Genomic DNA, 19,481 nt, shown 5'->3' on the forward strand with positions numbered 1-19,481 from the left:
TGAATTAAGTTTATTTTAAAAAGAGAGTATCTATGAAGAAAATCGTAATTGAAGATAAAAATATCTTATCTGCTCCTTTAGTTAAAAACGGGATTTCTATTGTTTTACCATTAGGTAAAAAAGAAATAAAAATTAAGGCAATAACAGACGATAAAAGTAAAATACAGGTAGAAGGCTGTGCCGAAAAAGAAATATCAAATGATGAAGAAATCATTTTACATCCCGAAAAAAATATAGTCATATTTACAGGTAAAATAACCGAATTTTATTGTGGAAATAATGAAATCCAAGCCCTAAATACCCAAGGCTGTACTTCTTTAACTTTTTTGAACTGTAATCAAAATAAACTTAAAGAGCTTGATTTAAGAAAAAATTTATTTTTAACTAAGCTTTTTTTGGAGTTTAATGAATTTGAAACCATCGATTTAAGTAAAAATAAAAAACTGCTTTGGTTAAGTTTTAGAACAAATAATCTTATAAAGCTTGATCTAAGTAAAAATACTGCATTGACTGAGTTAGGCTGTGATGAAAATCAGCTTACGGAACTTGATGTAAGTAAAAATACTGCTCTAACAAAATTATATTGCAGCCAAAATCACCTCACAGAACTTGATGTAAGTAAAAATATTGCTTTGACTGAATTATACGCTTGGGGTAACCCGCTTAGCAAGATTGATGTAAGTAAAAATATAGCTTTAACTGAATTATATTGCAATGAAAATAAACTTACTAAACTTGATGTAAGCAAAAATATTGCATTGACTGAATTGTATTGCTATAAAAATGAAATAAACGAACTTAACTTAAATGAAAATAAAAAATTAGAAATCTTAAAATGTAATAAAAATAAGCTTGAATTTCTTGATGTAAGTAAAAATAAAGAGTTAGAAAGATTATCTTGTAGTGAAAATCAGCTGACAGAACTTGACCTAAGTAAAAATAAAGCTTTGGCTGAATTATACTGTTGGAAAAATCAACTAAGCTGTATTGATATAAGTGAAAATTCAGCTTTAATCAAATTGGATTGTAGTGAAAATCAGCTGGCTGAAGTGGATGTGAGCAAAAATAAAGCTTTGACTGAATTGTACTGTTGGGAAAATCAACTTAGCTGTATTAATATAAGTGAAAATTCAGCTTTAATTAAATTGGATTGCAGTGAAAATCAATTGAAGAAGCTTAATGTAAATAAAAATAAGGTATTGACTGAATTAGGTTGTTGTGGTAATCAGCTTACTGCGCTTGATATAAGCAAAAATATTGCATTGACTGAATTATACTGCTATAAAAATGAAATAAACGAGCTTAATTTAAATGAAAATAAAAAATTAGAAATCTTAGAATGTAATAAAAATAAACTTGAATTTCTTGATGTAAGTAAGAATAAAAACTTAAAGAGATTATTTTGTATTGAAAATCCTATTTACAAGTTGGATGTAAGTAAAAATATTGCTTTGACTGAATTATATTGTTGGGAAAATCAACTTAGCTGTATTGATATAAGTGAAAATTCAGCTTTAATTAAATTGGATTGCAGTGAAAATCAATTTACCAAACTTGATGTAAGTGAAAATATAGCTTTAACTGAATTATACTGTGATGCAAATCAGCTGACTGAAGTGGATGTAAGTAAAAATATGTCTCTGATAAAATTATGTTGCATTCAAAATCAACTTACAAGTCTTGATATATGCAAAAATATAGCTCTAACTGAATTATATTGCAGTCAAAATAAACTTAAAGAGCTTGATGTAAGCAAAAATAAATCTCTGACCGAATTAATTTGTTGGGATAATCAGCTCACGGAACTTGATGTAAGTAAAAATCTGGTTTTGACTAAATTATATTGTAATCAAAATCAAGTTACGAGTCTTGATGTAAGCAAAAATAAATCCCTGACAGAATTAGGTTGTTGGGATAATCAGCTCACAGAACTTGATGTAAGTGAAAATATCGATTTACTAAAATTGGGTTGTAGTCAAAATCAGCTTACCTTACTTGATGTAAGGAAAAATATTGCATTGACTGAATTAGGATGTCATGAAAATCAGCTGACTGAACTGGATATAAGTAAAAATACTGATTTATTAAAATTGTATTGTACCAAAAATAAGTTAAGTAAGCTTGATGTAAGCAAAAATAAATCTCTGACCGAATTAATTTGTTGGGATAATCAGCTCACAGAACTTGATGTAAGTAAAAATATAGCTTTAACTGAATTATATTGCGGTCAAAATCAGCTTACTAAGCTTGATATAAGCAAAAATAAACATCTAACTAAACTAAATTGTGTGCAAAATCAATTAACTAAACTTAGTGTAAGTAAAAATAAGAAATTAGAAATTTTACGTTGTGGTGAAAATAAAATAAAAAACTTAAATATTTCTAATTTAATTTCTTTGACTGAATTTTGGTGTGAGAATAACTTATTAAATTCTCTTAATTTATGTGAGAATGTAAGGTTAAAAGAATTAGTCTGTAGTGATAATAAAATAGAAGAGCTTATAATTTGTAATAATATAGATTTAATTCATTTAGCTTGTTTTAACAATAGATTGAAAGAACTAGATCTAACAAGTAATATGAACTTGCTGATCATCGGTTGCAATGAAAATCAGCTTACCGAACTTGATATAGGCAAAAATGAAGCTTTAATAACATTATATTGTCATGAAAATAAACTTACAAAACTGGATGTAAGTAAAAATCTGAATTTAATTGAATTATATTGTGATGAAAATCAGCTTACCGAACTTGATGTAAGCAAAAACGAGGCTTTAACTAAATTGTATTGTCATGGAAATAAACTTACAAAACTTGATGTAAGTAAAAATCTGAATTTAATTGAATTATATTGTGATGAAAATAAGCTTACAAGTCTTGATATAAGTAAAAATAAGGTTTTAACGGAATTATCTTACAGCCGTACGGGACTTGATAGGCTTAATATAAAAAATAATAAGTTTTTGAATCTTGTTTTTTGCTATGCTAACGGCATAAGAGGCAGTAAAATGGATGCCCTTATTTCATCCTTACCCGATGTTTCGGTAAACAAAGAGACAAACCGAAACTCGGCATTTAACGAGGCAGATGCAGTTTCGTCTGCCGAACTTAAAGGCTCGCTTATAATCAAAAACAGTGCTAAGCCTTCTTCCGAAAATGAAAACCTATGTACAACGGAGCAGGTAAAATCCGCAAATCTAAAAGGCTGGAATGTTTATGACTGCAATTGCTCATACATGCATGAAAAGGAAAAATGGACTTTATATGAAGATGTCTGATTAAGCTCTTGTTTTTTTATTTGTAATTTGTTAAATTAAATATAACTTATTTTAGCATTTATGGAGGCGTTATGAGTAAGGGTTTAAAAATCGGATTGATTATTGTGGCTGTTGTTCTTGTTTTGGCTTTCAGCTTATATAATTTTTTTGTAGGAACATATAATTCTATTGTTAAAGCAGAAGAAGGTGTAAAGTCTGCATGGAGTCAGGTAGAAAATGTTTATCAAAGACGTTTTGATTTAATTCCTAATTTGGTAAATACTGTAAAAGGCTATGCAAGCCATGAATCTAAGGTATTTACGGATATCGCAGAAGCAAGGTCAAAGGCCGGCGGGGTTATGCAGGTTTCCGATGAGATTTTAAATAATCCGGAATCCTTTGCAAAATTTCAACAGGCCCAAAGTGAACTTGGATCAGCCTTACAGCGTTTGTTGGTTATCACCGAAAACTACCCTGAATTGAAGGCAAATCAAAATTTTATGGATTTACAAACCCAGCTTGAAGGAACGGAAAACCGTATTGCCGTTGAACGTAAAAGATATAACGAAGCCGTTCAATCATACAATGTTTATATAAGACAATTCCCGCGTTCCATCATTGCAAACATGAACGGCTTTAGAGAAAAGGCTTATTTTAAGGCTGATGATCAAGCATCGACCGCTCCTAAAGTCAACTTTTAAAGAGTATGCAAAAAGATAAAATCTTAGAAAAGATAATTGTTTTATGTTTTTTTATCTTTTATAATTTTAATTCTTTCGGCTTAGCCGTTCCTTTGCTTTCCGGCCCTGTAGTTGATAAGGCCGGAATTCTTTCGAGGAGTGAATTCGAAAAAATAGAAAATTTTCTTTTGGATTTGGATCGAAAGTCTAAAGTGCAAATAGCGGTTCTGATAATTCCGTCCTTAGAAGGCGAATCTATCGAAGATTATTCTATGCAGGTTGCCGAAGAATGGAAGTTGGGTGATAAAGAAAAAGACTCAGGCGCTCTTTTGGTGGTTGCAGTTAAGGATAAAAAGCTTCGTATTGAAGTAGGTTACGGTCTTGAAGAAAATCTAACCGATTCCAGAAGCGGTCAAATAATCCGAAACTTTATCGCTCCTCAATTCCGTTCGGGTAATTACGGTGAAGGAATCTATGACGGAATTAAGGCCATGGCGGCTTATGCCTCAGAAGACGAAAGCCTATTAAAAGAAATCGCTGTCTCAGATGAAGATGATGAAGGCGGATTCCCACAAGCCTTATTGTTTTTTCTTTTTGTCTATCTTATGATTTCAAAATTTTCTCCTGGCGGGCTTTTTTGGATATTCTACTTGCTTTCCCGAAGCGGCAGAGCGGGGCGTTCTTTTAACGGAAGATCATCTTCAAGAGGTTCCTTTTTCGGCGGTTCGATGGGAAGATCGTCAGGCCGCGGTTTTTCGGGCGGAGGATTTTCAGGAGGAGGCGGCAGCTTCGGCGGAGGCGGTGCCTCGGGAGGTTGGTAGTATGAGTAAGGTTCTTAATTTTGCTCACAGAGGTTTCAGAAGTAAGTATCCCGAAAACACGATGCTTGCTTTTTCTAAAGCAGCGGACTTGGGTGTTGACGGTATAGAGTTTGATGTTCATCTTTCTTCCGACGGTGTACCCGTTATTATTCATGATGAATCATTGGATAGAACCTGTAATGCTTCAGGTCTTGTAAAAGATTTTTCCTTTGCAGATTTAAAAAAGATAAATGCCGCAGCAAATTTTAAAAGTTCGGAAGCTGCAAGCGGAATAAAACATTTGGATGAAAAGATTCCTTCTCTTGAAGAGTATTTTGATTTTATAAAGAATAAGGATATTATTTCCAACATCGAATTAAAGACAGGTGTCTTTGAATATCCTGGAATAGAAGAAAAGGTATATGCTCTTTTAAAGAAATATAATCTGCAAGACAAATGTATAATTTCTTCTTTTAATCATGAAAGTGTTTTGAGAATGAAAAAGATAGATTCTTCTCTTGTATGCGGCTTTTTGGTTGATTCTTGGGATTTGCACCCGGCCGCGTATTTAAAGAAGTACGGCGTAGAATGTTATCATCCCCCTGCATATAGGCTTACAAAAGAATTCGTAGATGAGCTTCATAATGAAGATCTTAGGGTCAATGCTTGGTTCGGCTCAATCCAAACGGACTATACCCAAGTTTTAAGCACAGGTTTGGATTCGATTATAACGGACTATCCCGATAAGATTGCCGCTTTATTATAAAGGTTCCTCTAGTATAAATTTTAAAATATAGATATAATTATATTATGAAATGGGCATTGGTTTTATCGGGCGGAGGCGCAAAGGGCCTTGCCTATATTGGAATGTTTAAAGCTCTTGAAGAATTGGAATATCCGCTTCCTGATTGTATTGTCGGATGTTCCATTGGAGCAATTATCGGCGGGCTCTATGCTTCAGGCATGACCGTAGATGAGATGATTTCTTTCTTTTCAAAAAATTTTGAATTGACCGATTATCTTGATGTATCGCATTTGGGTTTTGGGCTGACTAAGCTGACAAGGTTTTTACAAATAGGTGCAAGTTTAAACAATTTAATTTCTCATCAGGGAGCAGACTCCGGTGAAAGGAGCTTAACTCTTTTTAAAAAACTTTCCTGTTATCAAACCTTTGATCAGCTTAAGATTCCTTTCTATTGTAATGCAACCGATTTATGTGAAGGGAATGAAGTAGTTTTTGATAAGGGCTTTTTGGCTGATGCGATGAGAGCTTCATACTCCTATCCCGGTTTTTTTGCTCCGTTTAATTATAACGGAAAACTTTTTGTAGACGGTTGTGTAAAAAACAATACGCCTGTTTGGATTGCCAAGGAGAAAGGTTTTAAAAATATCTTGGCTGTAACGCTTGGGACTTTTAAGACGATAAATAATGATGATCTGGATTCTTCAATTTCAGTTTTAACAAGATGTTTGGAAGTGGCTGCGATAAGATCCGATTATAGTGTATGCAATACTCCAACCCATATCCTTGATATTGATACCGACACAGTTTCTCATGACTTTTCGGATCCGCTCTCACAAATTCAAATGGGATATTCCATAACTATGAATAATAAAAAAGAGCTTCTTGAATTTTTCCAAAAAGGACTTTCCGGCTTTTTGAACCGTAGGCGCATGACCAAAAAAACTGCTAAAAGGCTGAAAAATGAAAAAGTTTTTTAAAAGAATTAGGCTTCTTGATGTTATAATACTTGCTGTAATTATTGTATTTATAACTTCGACAGCTCTTTTTATATATTCGGCAGACAGCTCTACTCTTTATCTATCGGTGCGGACACCAAAAGGAGATTGGATATACCCTATGGATACGGATATATCTTTTGTTGTTGAGGGTGAAACAGGGCCTGTAAGTATAAGAATTGAAAACAATGAAGCCTTTGTTGTCAGCTCAACTTGCTCGAATAAAACCTGTATAACGGCTCCGAAATTAAAAAATCACGGTGATTGGAATGCCTGCCTGCCGAATAAGGTATTTTTATCCGTCGAGAAAAAATAAAGCTTTCTTAATGTTTTTTTAATATGCCGGCATTTTAGCATATCGGCTCCCTTGTTTTTTTTTAAGATTTGATGTAATATTTTCCATATTATGTGCGGGAAATACGGATACTTTAAACTCGGTTCGGAAATTTTTTCAGTAGAAAATCCTCTTACGATTGCCGAAATAGGAACAAGTCATAACGGATCTATTCAAAAAGCAATGAATTTAATAGATGCGGCTGCGGAAGCTGGAGCAAAGGCTGTAAAATTTCAAATTGTTTATGCCGATGAAATTCTTCATCCGAATACGGGCTATGTTGATTTGCCTACGGGAAAAATTCCTCTATATGATCGTTTTAAAAGTTTGGAACTTCCTATAAGTTTTTACAAAGAGCTTGCCGAATACAGCCGATCAAAAAAACTTTTGTTTTCGGCCAGCCCCTTCGGGCTTAGATCTGCTGAAGAACTTGCCGCATTAAAACCCGATTTTATAAAAATAGCTTCACCAGAACTTAATTATGTACAGCTTTTAAAATACTGCGCTGGTTTTAATATCCCTATGATTTTATCGAGCGGGGTTTCCATTTTAAAAGATATTGAAAAGGCTGTCAGTTTTTTACGTTCTGAAAATAAGGATTTGCCTCTGGCTTTGCTTCACTGTATTACATCTTATCCCGCACCCGAAAAGGAATACAATGTTTCGGTAATAAAAAACTTGAGCCGTATCTTCGGTATTTCATGCGGAGTAAGCGATCATTCTTTAGATCCGATTTTAGTTCCGGTCTTAACGCTCGCAGCAGGCGGTTTTATAATAGAAAAACATATCTGTCTTTCCCGTAAAGAAGAAGGCTTGGATGATCCTGTTGCTTTAGAACCTGATATGTTTAAAAAAATGTGCTCCGCCTTAAATTCCTTTTCTAAAAAAACTTATGATGAAATTATAGAGGGCTTAACAAAATTAAACTATTCCCTTGAGCTTATAAACGAAGTTATAGGATCGGGAGAAAAAAAATTGAGTCCGGCTGAAACTAAAAACTACGGCCGTACAAACAGATCTATTCATTATCTTCACGATTTAAAAAAGGGAGATGTAATGACCGATAAGGATATTGCCGTTTTAAGAACGGAAAAAATTTTATCGCCGGGGGAGGCTCCTGAGATGTTCGATAGTTTTATTGGAGCCGTTTTACAAAGAGCCGTTAAGTCCGGTGAAGGCTTATTAATGGAAGATTTTCTTACAAGGAAATAAGATATGAGTAAAAACTATTATAATGATATGGGGAATATTTTACGGGATGCTCTTACCTCTGATGACGATCCTTTTGAAGCGGCTGCTCAAAGATCAACCGGACGCTACCGTACAATTGGAGGACGGATGGAGAGGCGGCCGCCGCCTAAAGTAAATAAAGAGGCTTTAAGAATTCCTGTTCCTCCTGAACTTATAGAAGATTTTGCCGTTTTAAATGTTTTATCGGGAGTGCCTCTTGATGAATGTAAAAGATCATGGAAGCGTTTAATAAAAAAGCATCATCCTGATGTTCAAAGCTCGCCTGCAAAGCAGGCTGAAGCAAATATGATAATAAGACGCATAAATAATTCTTATCGTAAAATAGAAACTTGGTTTAAGACAGGAAAGATTTTATCCGAAAAAGACTTAAACTCATAAGGGTTTACAAATTGAAAAGGGCTTTTTTTTTAATTTTATTATTTTTTTTCTTGCAGACTGTGTATTCCGAAAATACTATTTATGAGCTGGGACCTAAAAGTGAAGACATAATTGTTTTTACTGCTGCAAGGAACCAAAATAATGAGTCAACCTTTTCTACAGAACTTTTAGAAAATTTTGCAAAAGAGCTAAAGGAATTACCTCTCCAAATAAGTGTTATAATTGCAATTACCGATAATGATTTTCCTGATCTGCCTGAAAGTATCAATATAATAGAATCTCAAAACACAAAAAAACTTATTTCAAAAATAAATGAAAGTAAATCACGCCTTGTGTTCGTTTTATCGGATGGTCCTTCCGATAGAGCCGTATTAAGTGTAGGGGCTGTAAAAAAGACTTCACCTCCATGGATGTTAAAAGATTTACAGGCTATTTTACAAAAGCAGAATATTCCCGTCGGTTTTAAATATAATAATATTATCCTTTATCGTCTTGGTATCATCAGTGATAATATGTTGGCAGAGTATTTAAAAGAAGATATCCCTGCGATAAAAATATCTTATGGAGCCGATATACGCCCTGTTTTACTCTCTTTAATAAATACTTACACCCAAGGGATTTCATCGGAATGGGATAAACACTATAATATAAAAAATTTTTTTGGTCTTAGAGTTATAAGTGAAAAAATATTAGTGCTTTTAGTAATAGGAGTAACTTTATTAGGCCTTTTTTATATTTTTATATTCAGTTTCTTATTCGACAAAAGAAGAGAAAAGAATATAAGGGATCTTCTGTTGTTGTGGCGAGTTCCTGTTTTCTTTTTTATAATTAGTTTATTTGCCCTATACATGGGGGAATATCTTACAACCCTTTTATTTTCTATTAAATTCGGTTTTCAAGATTCTATTAAATTTCTGCCTGTCACGGCTATTTTATTAAAAATATTATTTTCCATTATAATAGTTTCTTTATTTGCATATGTAAACAGATATTTAAAACTGCCCAATAATATTTTTATCTATGGGTACTTGGCAAGTATCGCTTGTTTTTTTAATATATTTATTTTTTCGCGAGTAGATTTATCATTGGCAATTATAGTATTGGAAATTTATATTTTATCTTTTTTTTCTTATCATTTTAAAAGACTATTCGCTCAAATACTCTTCCTTATTTTAAATATCTTATTGTTGGTTTATTATTTTGAGGATGTGTTATTTATTAAAGACAATCTTATTGATATTTTATTTTATGCAAATAATACGTTGGCTGCAATGTTTATCCTCCCATATATGTTAATGTTTATACGGTTATTTATGCAGTTAAAAAAAGAACGGCCGGGGATAAAATATATGTACCACAAGATTATAGGATCAATAACATTGATTACCTTCGTTTTTATTGGTTTGATTTTAACTTATCCGTCATTTTTGCACCCGAAAAATAAAAAGGAATTTGTTTTATATAATATTGAAAATGGTCATCAATATATCTCTTTTATTTCCGATATAAAAAATGAAACCGAAATAATAGATGACGATAACGAGCTTTATCGATTATCAGATATTAAGGAAGAAGATTTTATAAAAGTTCAGGCCCGTACACAAAATTATCTTGAGCGTATTATAGGCGAAGTGAATATAAATCCGCTTATTAAAGCAGCAGTTATACAGGTTATTATAAGCCGCAGTGCCGGATTCCCGGTTTATGAAGCAAATATGGATTTTAAAAAATCAAATGAAGGAAAGAATGCGGAATTTATTTCGCCTATTAACTTGACGGAACCTTTTTCTATAAAATTTTCGGGAGAGAAAAATGCCGTATTGCATGTACAAATTCTTGCATGGTTTTATGACAATCCGCTAAATCCTGATTTTGAATTTTTAAACGATAATTTAAAGAATAAAAAAATCATTTTTCATGTTATAAAAGAATTTGATTTGCTGCCCAAAGCGGAGTCTTAAGATGGCGACAGAAAAAGTTTTTTTTCATGTTGATATCGATGCCTTTTTCGCTTCCGTTGAACAGCTTGATAATCCGGAGTATATGGGTAAACCTGTAATTGTCGGCGGCCAATCTGAAAGAGGTGTTGTTTCAACTTGTTCCTATGAGGCCAGAAAATTTGGAGTTCATTCAGCGATGCCTATTTTACAGGCTAGAAAACTTTGTCCAAGCGGTATATTTTTAAGAGGCCGCATGGATCGGTATCATGAAAAATCAAAAGAAGTTATGTCTATTTTTAAAGATTTTACTCCCGAAATAAAACAAATTTCCGTAGATGAAGCATTTTTAAATATGACGGGAATGGAAAAAATATTCGGCATGCCTAAAAATTCCGCACTTCTATTAAAAAAGACTATAAAGGAAGAAACGGGTTTAACCGTTTCTGTGGGTTGTGCTCAAAATAAATATATTGCAAAAATAGCATCCGGACGCTCAAAGCCTGACGGACTTTTTATTGTGCCTGCCGGTGAAGAAATTGATTTTATGAAAAGTCTTCCCTTAAAAGATGTATGGGGAGTAGGGGGAAAGACCAGAGAAAGACTTATTGCTGCAGGTTTGACTACCGTACCCCAAATTTTTAGTTCAAGCGAACATCTTTTACAGAGTATTTTAGGAAATGCATCCGGCAGTTTTTTGTTCCGGGCTGTACGGGGGGAGCTTTATGATGTTTTTAGCGACGATGTCAAATCTCATTCGATAAGTACGGAGCGAACTTTTGAGCATGATTTATTTTCTCATGCTGAGATAGATGATGTTATGTTTTATCTTGCATCTGAGCTTATGTATAGAATATTTGATGAGAAGGTAAAAGGGAAAACCGTTTCAGTAAAAATACGCTATAATGATTTTACTACTGTTTCAGTTCAATTGACAGGAGCGGTTGTTAACGATACTCAGGATTTGTTTGAGCGGGCAAGAGAGCTTTTTTACAAAAAATTCGATAATAAAACGCCCATAAGGCTGCTGGGCTTATGCATTATGAATATTGAATCAGATCTTCCCGAAGCACAAACAGAATTATTTTACAGCAAAAAAAATATAAAAAAAAGAAAGATTGAAGAAACTATGTATGCCCTTACAAAAAAAGAGGGAAAGAATATTTTAAAGCCTGCGCGTCTTTTAAAAAAAGATAAGGATGGCCTTGAATGAAAAAAATATTTTCAATTGCGTTCTGTATTTTTTTGTTAAGCTTTGCACACGGTTTTGAAAATGATGAAAACCCAAATGTAGATTTTGGTATTGATTTAATTAAGAATAGAACAGGAGAAAATAAGGCCGGTCAATATTTTAAAAATTTCGATAAAGAAAATACTGTTCTTTTTTTGGACGGATTTTGGGATCTTGAATTTTTAGGACTTTCAAGCTTTGAATTTTTTGACGGTTATGCAAAAGTAAATTCTTTTCAAGGCGTATTTAAACAAAAAGCCAATTTATCGTTATTGCTGTTATTGAACAATGCATTTTATTTTGAAACTCTTTATAAAGACGATTATAAAAAAAGTACTTTAGCTTTAGGTTATTTTGGAAAAGAAGATTCTCCTATAAAACATATTCGTGCAGGTAATAGTAATATAAAATTTCCGTTTAATTATGGGTATATAAATACGGGAGGCGGTAAGTTCATAAGTCCCGGTATCATGGGGACTTTTGCAGGGGATAAATGGAATGCCGATGCTATGCTTCGATATGAAAGCTCCGAATATAATTCAAAAACATATTACGGCAGTACGGAAGTTATAGAAAATAAAATTTCGATTAATGCTTGGCAAAGAGCGAGACATTTTTATATACCTGTAGATAGCCTATATGGAAAACCCGTCTTGGTTTTTGTTAAAGATTTTGCAGGAGCACAATGGCGGCCGTTAAGTCCTGATGAATTTTCGATTGACCCTCGTTTAAAAGTTTTATCGTTAAAAAAATCTTACCCCGAAGGAGTGGCTATAAATTATTTTGATTTAGAGAGCAATCCTGCTGATATGAACAATCCTGCAAATAAGCATTTAGATAATGTCAAAACCTATTTTTCAATCTTGGGCTCTATTCCTGCGGTAACTGAAGTGGTTTCTTCTATTCTTTATAATGTTATCGGTTATAAAAAAACTATTTTTGGTAAAGATTGTTTGATTTTAAAAGAGAAAAAATTTTCGCCCTTTGAAATTGCATCGCGGTATAATGAACCTCAAGTCAAAGGCGATTCCTCCATATCCGTTGTTGATACGCATAATCAGAGCGTCAATAATGATTTTACTGCGAATATAGAAACAACCGATAATTTTTTAAGCGGTTTTCAAAAGTTACAATTTGTTCAGGTTTTGGATTCAAGTAAGGATTATGATTTTATTAATCCTCAACAAATGTTTCCTTTCCGCAAGACGGATTATAAGATATATCTTCCTGACAATTCCGATGAGACCGATCTAAGTTTACAAATATTATGTAAAAATTATACGCCAACGGCGGGTTTTATTTTGCCGGATACGGCTATTCCGGGAAGTATTCGTGTTTTAAAAAATAAAATAAGGATATTTAACTTTTCTTATAATGAATCTAATCATACTTTGACAATAAATGAACCTGTTTTTTCAAATGATATTATAGAAATTCAATGGAAGGAAGGTTTGACATATTCGGATTCCGGTACTACAAGGTTTGCAGCAGGAGCACATTGGAAGCCGGTTAAAGGTTTGAATATCTTTTTTGCAGGTTCCGGCGATTGGGAAAATACGAATAAAACTAATCCTATTGATATATATAAACTTTCAAGCGGTATAGATTATCAAAATCAAAAAATAAAAACGGGAACAGCCGTAGGCTTTGAAGCCGATGTTGATCGTAATAAAAAGGCAAGAGAACAAATTTACTCTTTTCAAAACAAAGCATATTTTAATTATAGTTTTGCCGGGTCTTTATATTCTAAAAATGATGTGCCTATTTTTTCTAATCTTTTGTTTAATTTTGAAGAAAATTTTATAAGCAATAAAACATCTTTAAATCTTCATACAAAAACTAATGCCGCTCTTGATATTTGGAAGATAAAATTGGCAGGCTTGATATCTTTAAAGGCTGACTTTTTATCAAAAAAATCGGGATTGAATATTATTGAAAGTTACGGTCATTCCGTAATAATACCGATTTATTTTTTTAGTGCTTCAGAAGATTTTTTTGTTAACATATATGATTCTATATTAAGGCGTGAATGTAAAATAGATTTTCAAAAATATATAGATGTAAATTATATTACCGCTATTGATTACAATAAAGACTATACGTCTCAAAAAATATTTACATCAATTGCACCTATTATTCCTCAGGCAAAATTCGGAACAATATATACTCAGATAAATTTTTCCGTGGGACAAAAATATAAAACTATTTTTAATCCTTCATCTTTATCTTATGATGAGGCATGGAAAAAAAGCTTAATCGATATGTATTCGCCGGGTGAAAAAAATGCCGAAAACAGAACCGCAGATATAAAATTTTTATTTAATTATTTTGCAAATGAAGAAGATAAAACAGGTATCAGGTTATCGGGTTTAAATTTTGAAGCTTTTTCAAAAACGAATTTTCAAAATAAAAAGCAAAAAGAATCCGGTGATGAAACGGGTATTGAAATTTCCATACCATTTAATACCGGCAAAATGTTTTTTTCACCGATTATAAAAAGGAAAGTTACAAAAGAGAAAAAAGCTATAGAAGCTGAAAAACTTGAATCCTATGCCTTAGATTTGAATTCTTTGTTTACAGGCCTAGGCGAACAATATTGGCTTTTTTCAAAACCGTTTTTTTATGATATGTTTGACCAAAAAATAAACAGTCAGATTCAAACCGAGAATAAAAACTTATTTTACAGCTTCTTTAATTCTTACGGGTTTAACCTTTCAAGGTTGATAAGCGGGACTATTAAAGATGTATATACTCCCTTGGAATTCGGTACGGCTGTATCAAGATTAGTACAGTCTTCTCAATTAAATTCCGGACAAAGCAATATATACGGACTTGATTTTTCTTTTAGGTATACGGCTTTAAATATTTCAGGTAAATACGGTTATTTTAGTTGGTTCGATTTTTATGATGAAGATGAATTAAACCGGCTTTATAAATTCGGCTTTTCGTTTGGAAAAGACTTTTTTAAATTTAACTTTAATTCAAATCATAGTCTTTATTTTTTCTTTAACTCAAATAATAGATTGGGTTTTGAAAACGAATTTTTATATACGGCTTCAAAAATAGGTATGCAAAAATTTTTAACGGATGAATGGAAAGAAAAATTCAGCTTGATTTTTTCTTACAAAGGTGGAACATCTCTTCCCCGTTTGATAATAGAAACTTTTTCAAAAATACCTCTGTCCGACAGCAGGGAAGAAAGACTTTCTGTGGAGTTCTCGCAAAATAAGAGTTTACCAAAACTTAACTATAAGTTTTCTTTTAAGCATTTACAATCTACAAAGATAGGTTCTCATGGCGAGATAAAAATATTTGCAGAATTGGAAGGGGCTTCTACAACATCGAATTCTTTTTTACTCAACATAAATGCAGGAATTTCAGGAAAAGTAGATTTTTAAAAGTTTCAGTATTTGTTTAACGTACCTATGATGCTCTATGAGCTGATTTGGATTCTTTTTATCGAAACGGCTTTTTTTGTTTCGATGTCTATTTCTGCGATTAGACCGCAAAATATTGCAACTCCGTCTTCAAGCACTTCTACACGCTGAGGTACCTGACTCTTTGTTCTTGTAATCGCGGTAAAAGGACTTCCTCCGATTACGGACTCCTTGGCGCCGATCATTCCGAGGTCGGTAATATAGGCTGTGCCGTTCGGTAAGATTCTTTCGTCCGCCGTTTGGGTATGAGTATGAGTTCCTGCAAAAACAGAAACCCTGCCGTCAACGTAGAAGGCCAGAGCTTCTTTTTCCATTGTGGATTCTGCATGAAAGTCTATGATGTTAATCGACTCGGATAAATTATTTTCATTTTGTGAAGAGAAAAGAAAATCAATGGACTGGAATGGACAGTCGATAGCTCTCATGTTTTCTCTTCCTTGAAGATTTATTACGCTGTATTTGATTCCGTTTTTTTCGATAATGGCGAGACCTGAACCTTGCGCAAATGGAAAATTATGAGGCCGCAAAACTCTTTTGTCTTTGCCGAAATTCATACGGATTTCAAACCTTTCCAGAGTATGATTTCCACCGGTTATAATATCAACGCCTGCATTAAAAAAGGCTTCCGTTTGATCGTCTTTTATTCCTACACCGTGGGCCGTGTTTTCTCCGTTTACCACACAAAAATCTATTTTTTCTTTTTTTATTATCAAGGGCAAATGTTTTTGCAAAGTTTCAAGACCTAAGTTGCCGCAAACATCTCCGCCCATAAAAATTCTTATAAATTGTTTCATAAGGTTTATTTTAGAATAAGATTAAAAAAAAATCAATTGCCGTCAAAACGGATACTATATGCTTTTTTAAAATTTTCAAAGATTGAATCTTTTAATTCTTCCGCATAATTTTTATAAGTTTTTCCATCATAGTTTGAAAGTCCCTCGGTTTGTGACCTTAATTTTGTAAAAACCGAAAACACTTTTTTTATATCCGTAGGAAGTGAAAATTTTTCTTCTTTTAGACTCATGTATGGGGCGTCGGTTTCGGTTAAGATTCTATCCTTTTCTAAAGTTGCCGCCGTTTCAAGCTGAGCTTTTTGTCCTCGGAGCAAGCCCTTACCGATACAAAAATAGGCATTTACTCCTTTTTTTAGAAATGACCTTGCTTCCGTTACGGAGCCTGCCCATCCGTGGAAGATAACCGCATTTATTTTGTTTAGAGTTTTTACATCATCGAATATGAGGTGCATTCCTTTTCGGCAGTGTACAACTATGGGGAGATTAGATTTTTGGGCAAAACCCAGTTGGGCCTTCCATACTTTTTTTTGAGCTTCTAATGTGCTTTTATAATGTTCGTCAAAGAGGTCAAAACCGCATTCTCCAATAGCTGCTATTCTTTTTTCGGTTAAAAGTTTTTCTAAATATGGTATTTCGTCTTCTATCGGGCATTGAGGGTGTATGCCGAAAGAAAGGATAAAATGTTCGGAATTTTCTCTGCATATTTTTTCTTGAATTTCAAAACGGCCGGCTTCATTTGCAGAAGCACAAAAAAATATCTCCTTATCAAAGGTTTTTAAAATCGGATTTTCTATATTTTGAGAATTTATTTCTTCTATCGTATCTAAAATATGAACGTGGGCATCGGTATACATGGGAGTCATTATATACTAAAGGTATTATTTTGTATACCGAAAATAGTACTATACGGAGGGAAAGTATGAAATTATATTCGATAAAAACTACTCAAGGCGATGCCTCATATTGTTCTATTTTGCAAGAAACCGATGCCGGATACATCCTGCGTATTTGTATGGATAAAGAGGGTTATCAAAAGGTAAGTGAAGATTTTATAGAAAAAGATCTTTTTGATATGTGCATCCGCACAGGCTACATTCACGAGCTTTCGGAAGCAGCTTCCGTCGTAGCTTAGGCTTCATTTAATAAGACGGTAATTATGGCTTAGTCTCGTAATTACCGTCCTTTTCCGTAAAGGTTAGCTGTTAACTCTTTCCTGATATTCGTTAGTTTCGGTGTTTACAAGTATTTTTTCGCCCTGTTTAATAAATAGGGGAACACGAACTACAAGACCTGTTTCGGTAACTATGGGTTTTGTTGCTCCCGAAACGGTATCTCCCTTTATATAGTTTTCGCTTTGCTCTACAATAAAAATCATCTTTGTGGGAATCCTTACATCGATAGGTTCGTTTTCCCAGATGAGAATATCGTATTCATCGCCTTCTCTTAGATAATGTTCCTTGTCGCCTATTGTTTCGGCGGGTACGGAAATGGATTCAAAACTCTCCGTATCCATGAACATAAACTGGTCGCCGTCCTTGTATTGATACTGACTCTTGTGTGTATCTACTACCGCATCTTCAACGGTGTCTGCCGTTTTGATAGTCTGCATCAAAACAGAACCGTCTCTCAGATTTTTCATTTTAACACGGGCAAAGGCCGCGCCCTTTCCGGGGTTGACAAATTCCCTCTCAACAACTAAATAGGGAGTTCCCTTATTGAGCAAAACCGTGCCCTTAGCTATATCTCCGCCTCTAATCATTTTTCACCTCATTTAAAATTGTGCGATATTTTAGCATTTTTGATGTTTTTATGCAAGAGTCTTGATTTTAAAAATTTTTCGTTAATTTATCTTTTAGCTCTCAGCTTTAACTGCATAGATTGCAAAGGACGCAACGAATTTTTAGGATATTTTTATAGCCAAACCTTTAATAGTCTTTGCGGTTCTTTGCGTTCCTTGCGGTTTATTAAAAATAAATAAAACATATTTATAAACATTAGTTGACAAATAAATAAAGTATGCTATACTTTTTTATAGAAAATAATATTGAATTTATTTGCTTATAGGTCTAGCAGTCTATAAAAAAAAGGCTTTATATGAATAAAAGAACATTATTTACACTCATAACAGTTTTACTTCTTGCCGGAATTTCAGCTTGTATTATCTTTATTTATTATATTCCGTATCAAAAAGAATATGCTTTATATAAAGGTACTTTTATGCCTAAACAAAAGATGCAAGATGATTTTGACTATGTTTGGGACTTCGTTGAAAACGGTTATCCTTTTAAAAATGTATGTATCAGAGCCGGGGTCGATTTAAAAACCATTAAGGAAGAGTATTTGAATCGTCTTAACGAACCTAGAAATGAATATGAGTATTGTTTATTTTATCTCGGTATGTTTAATAGAATAACAGGCAATAGACAGATAGGGCATCTAAGCATTTATGACCCTAATCAAACAGATACTAAAACAAGAAAAGTTCAAAACACACGTATTTACGATACGGATGATGAAGTAAACCGTTTTTATGAAAAAGCTGTAATGAATATGGTTCAATCTCTAAAACAAGATAAGCTCGGAGGCTTAGAAAAAAAATATGGAGTCGAGATACCTGTAGATAAACGCAGCTTTGACGAGGCAAATGCCGCAATGCTTGAAAGCCGAATAATTGAAGATAAAGCAATAGCTTATCTCAATGTAAAAAGTTTTTCACCCTATGGAGCTCATGATGCTTATATCCAAAATTTAACCGGTATATTAAAAGCCTTTGAAGGATATAAACATCTTATTATAGATTTGCGTGAAAATTCAGGCGGTCATTCCTATCTATGGCGCAAGTATATAGTTGCTCCTCTTATTAAAGAGCCTATTGAATATTTTATTCGAATTGCTTATAACAGTAAAAATAAATTTTATAAAATACTTGAAGATAATTTTTTTGAAAAACCTTTCGGAACAAAGGACAATATAGATGATAGTGATTTTGCTAATTTAAATAAGGAAGATAGAAAAGAATTTGATTCATATATTGATTATGTCCGTACTATAAGGCCTTCTGAAGAAAGAATAAATTTCCAAGGCAGAGTATGGATATTGATAGGGCCTGATACTATTTCTGCTGGAGATCAGTTTGCGTATTTTGCAAGATATAAAAATGATGCCTATATAAATTTTGCTACAGTAGTCGGTGCTAACACTGGAGGCGAGGGTCTCAATCTTTTACCAAATCGCCTTTACTTAAAACTTCCCCAGAGTCACATGCTCATTCAAAGCGATATGGGCTACGGATTTAATCCTGACGGTTCATGTAACAGTGAGACGGGAACATCTCCTCATATAAAAAATCTCCCCGATAAGGATGCTTTAGAGACTTGTTTAGCTGAAATACATTTAATTGAAAGTCAGCTAAAAAGGAATTGATAGATAAAAAATTTAGGGGAGAGGACAAACTTTTGATGGAGCAAAAGTTTTTCTTCTCCCCTGATTTAGAGGTATGGATTATCATTAAGACAAACCTACTGTTTTTCTTAGTAATCTTTTTCCTTTGCGTTCGCCGCGGTTATTAAAACTAAATAAAGTATGCTACCTTAGCCTAAAATTTATTTGAGGCTAAGGTGTAGGAGCCTAGACAAAGGAGTT

Annotated in this window: 16 protein-coding genes; 13 read left to right on the top strand and 3 right to left on the bottom strand. The window is 33.3% G+C overall.

Features of this window, described 5'->3' with window-relative positions:
• Positions 1-32 precede the first annotated feature (32 nt).
• The 11 genes from HGJ18_RS01755 to HGJ18_RS01805 all read left to right on the top strand — a co-directional run bounded on the left by HGJ18_RS01755 (position 33) and on the right by HGJ18_RS01805 (position 15,006).
• Positions 33-3,278, top strand: coding sequence for a leucine-rich repeat domain-containing protein (locus HGJ18_RS01755; RefSeq protein WP_253697398.1), 3,246 nt, complete (start codon positions 33-35; stop codon positions 3,276-3,278).
• 71 nt (positions 3,279-3,349) lie between these two features.
• Positions 3,350-3,958 (top strand): LemA family protein, encoded by a 609-nt coding sequence (locus HGJ18_RS01760; protein ID WP_253697399.1) that lies wholly within the window; start codon positions 3,350-3,352, stop codon positions 3,956-3,958.
• Positions 3,959-3,963: 5 nt separating this feature from the next.
• Complete coding sequence (locus HGJ18_RS01765; RefSeq protein ID WP_253697400.1) at positions 3,964-4,758, top strand: TPM domain-containing protein; 795 nt, start codon at positions 3,964-3,966, stop codon at positions 4,756-4,758.
• Between the two features lies 1 nt (position 4,759).
• Complete coding sequence (locus HGJ18_RS01770; protein ID WP_253697401.1) at positions 4,760-5,503, top strand: glycerophosphodiester phosphodiesterase; 744 nt, start codon at positions 4,760-4,762, stop codon at positions 5,501-5,503.
• 44 nt (positions 5,504-5,547) lie between these two features.
• Complete coding sequence (locus HGJ18_RS01775; RefSeq protein WP_253697402.1) at positions 5,548-6,459, top strand: patatin-like phospholipase family protein; 912 nt, start codon at positions 5,548-5,550, stop codon at positions 6,457-6,459.
• Positions 6,443-6,793: a NusG domain II-containing protein gene (locus tag HGJ18_RS01780; RefSeq protein ID WP_002670373.1), complete on the top strand. Its 351-nt coding sequence runs from the start codon at positions 6,443-6,445 to the stop codon at positions 6,791-6,793. The genes HGJ18_RS01775 and HGJ18_RS01780 overlap by 17 nt, the downstream gene beginning before the upstream one ends.
• Positions 6,794-6,883: 90 nt before the next feature.
• A complete protein-coding gene (locus HGJ18_RS01785; RefSeq protein ID WP_253697403.1) occupies positions 6,884-8,023 on the top strand; it encodes an N-acetylneuraminate synthase family protein in 1,140 nt (379 codons plus the stop codon).
• 3 nt (positions 8,024-8,026) lie between these two features.
• Positions 8,027-8,440 (top strand): J domain-containing protein, encoded by a 414-nt coding sequence (locus HGJ18_RS01790; RefSeq protein WP_002671946.1) that lies wholly within the window; start codon positions 8,027-8,029, stop codon positions 8,438-8,440.
• An 11-nt stretch (positions 8,441-8,451) separates the two neighbouring features.
• A complete protein-coding gene (locus tag HGJ18_RS01795) occupies positions 8,452-10,401 on the top strand; it encodes a chloride channel protein (RefSeq protein WP_253697404.1) in 1,950 nt (649 codons plus the stop codon).
• 1 nt (position 10,402) lies between these two features.
• Complete coding sequence (dinB, locus tag HGJ18_RS01800; protein ID WP_253697405.1) at positions 10,403-11,590, top strand: DNA polymerase IV; 1,188 nt, start codon at positions 10,403-10,405, stop codon at positions 11,588-11,590.
• Positions 11,587-15,006, top strand: coding sequence for a hypothetical protein (locus tag HGJ18_RS01805; protein ID WP_253697406.1), 3,420 nt, complete (start codon positions 11,587-11,589; stop codon positions 15,004-15,006). Before dinB ends, HGJ18_RS01805 begins: the two co-directional genes overlap by 4 nt.
• Before the next feature lie 35 nt (positions 15,007-15,041).
• Here HGJ18_RS01805 and HGJ18_RS01810 read toward each other — a convergent pair whose 3' ends face one another.
• Both HGJ18_RS01810 and HGJ18_RS01815 read right to left on the bottom strand, forming a co-directional pair.
• The gene (locus tag HGJ18_RS01810; RefSeq protein WP_002693083.1) at positions 15,042-15,839 is read right to left on the bottom strand and encodes a TIGR00282 family metallophosphoesterase; all 798 of its coding nucleotides are present in this window, start codon (positions 15,837-15,839) and stop codon (positions 15,042-15,044) included.
• Positions 15,840-15,871: 32 nt separating this feature from the next.
• Positions 15,872-16,702: a TatD family hydrolase gene (locus HGJ18_RS01815; protein WP_253697407.1), complete on the bottom strand. Its 831-nt coding sequence runs from the start codon at positions 16,700-16,702 to the stop codon at positions 15,872-15,874.
• Positions 16,703-16,722: 20 nt separating this feature from the next.
• Here HGJ18_RS01815 and HGJ18_RS01820 point away from each other — a divergent pair, with 20 nt between their 5' ends.
• Complete coding sequence (locus tag HGJ18_RS01820) at positions 16,723-16,971, top strand: hypothetical protein (RefSeq protein WP_495573978.1); 249 nt, start codon at positions 16,723-16,725, stop codon at positions 16,969-16,971.
• A gap of 63 nt (positions 16,972-17,034) precedes the next feature.
• Here the strand turns inward: HGJ18_RS01820 and efp are convergent, their stop codons facing one another.
• Entirely contained in the window at positions 17,035-17,598 is a 564-nt protein-coding gene (gene efp / locus HGJ18_RS01825) for an elongation factor P (protein WP_002677419.1), read from the bottom strand.
• A gap of 335 nt (positions 17,599-17,933) precedes the next feature.
• Here efp and HGJ18_RS01830 point away from each other — a divergent pair, with 335 nt between their 5' ends.
• Positions 17,934-19,262, top strand: coding sequence for a S41 family peptidase (locus tag HGJ18_RS01830; RefSeq protein ID WP_253697409.1), 1,329 nt, complete (start codon positions 17,934-17,936; stop codon positions 19,260-19,262).
• Positions 19,263-19,481 lie beyond the last annotated feature (219 nt).

It is taken from the genome of Treponema denticola (genome assembly GCF_024181405.1).
GTDB lineage: Bacteria > Spirochaetota > Spirochaetia > Treponematales > Treponemataceae > Treponema_B > Treponema_B denticola_D.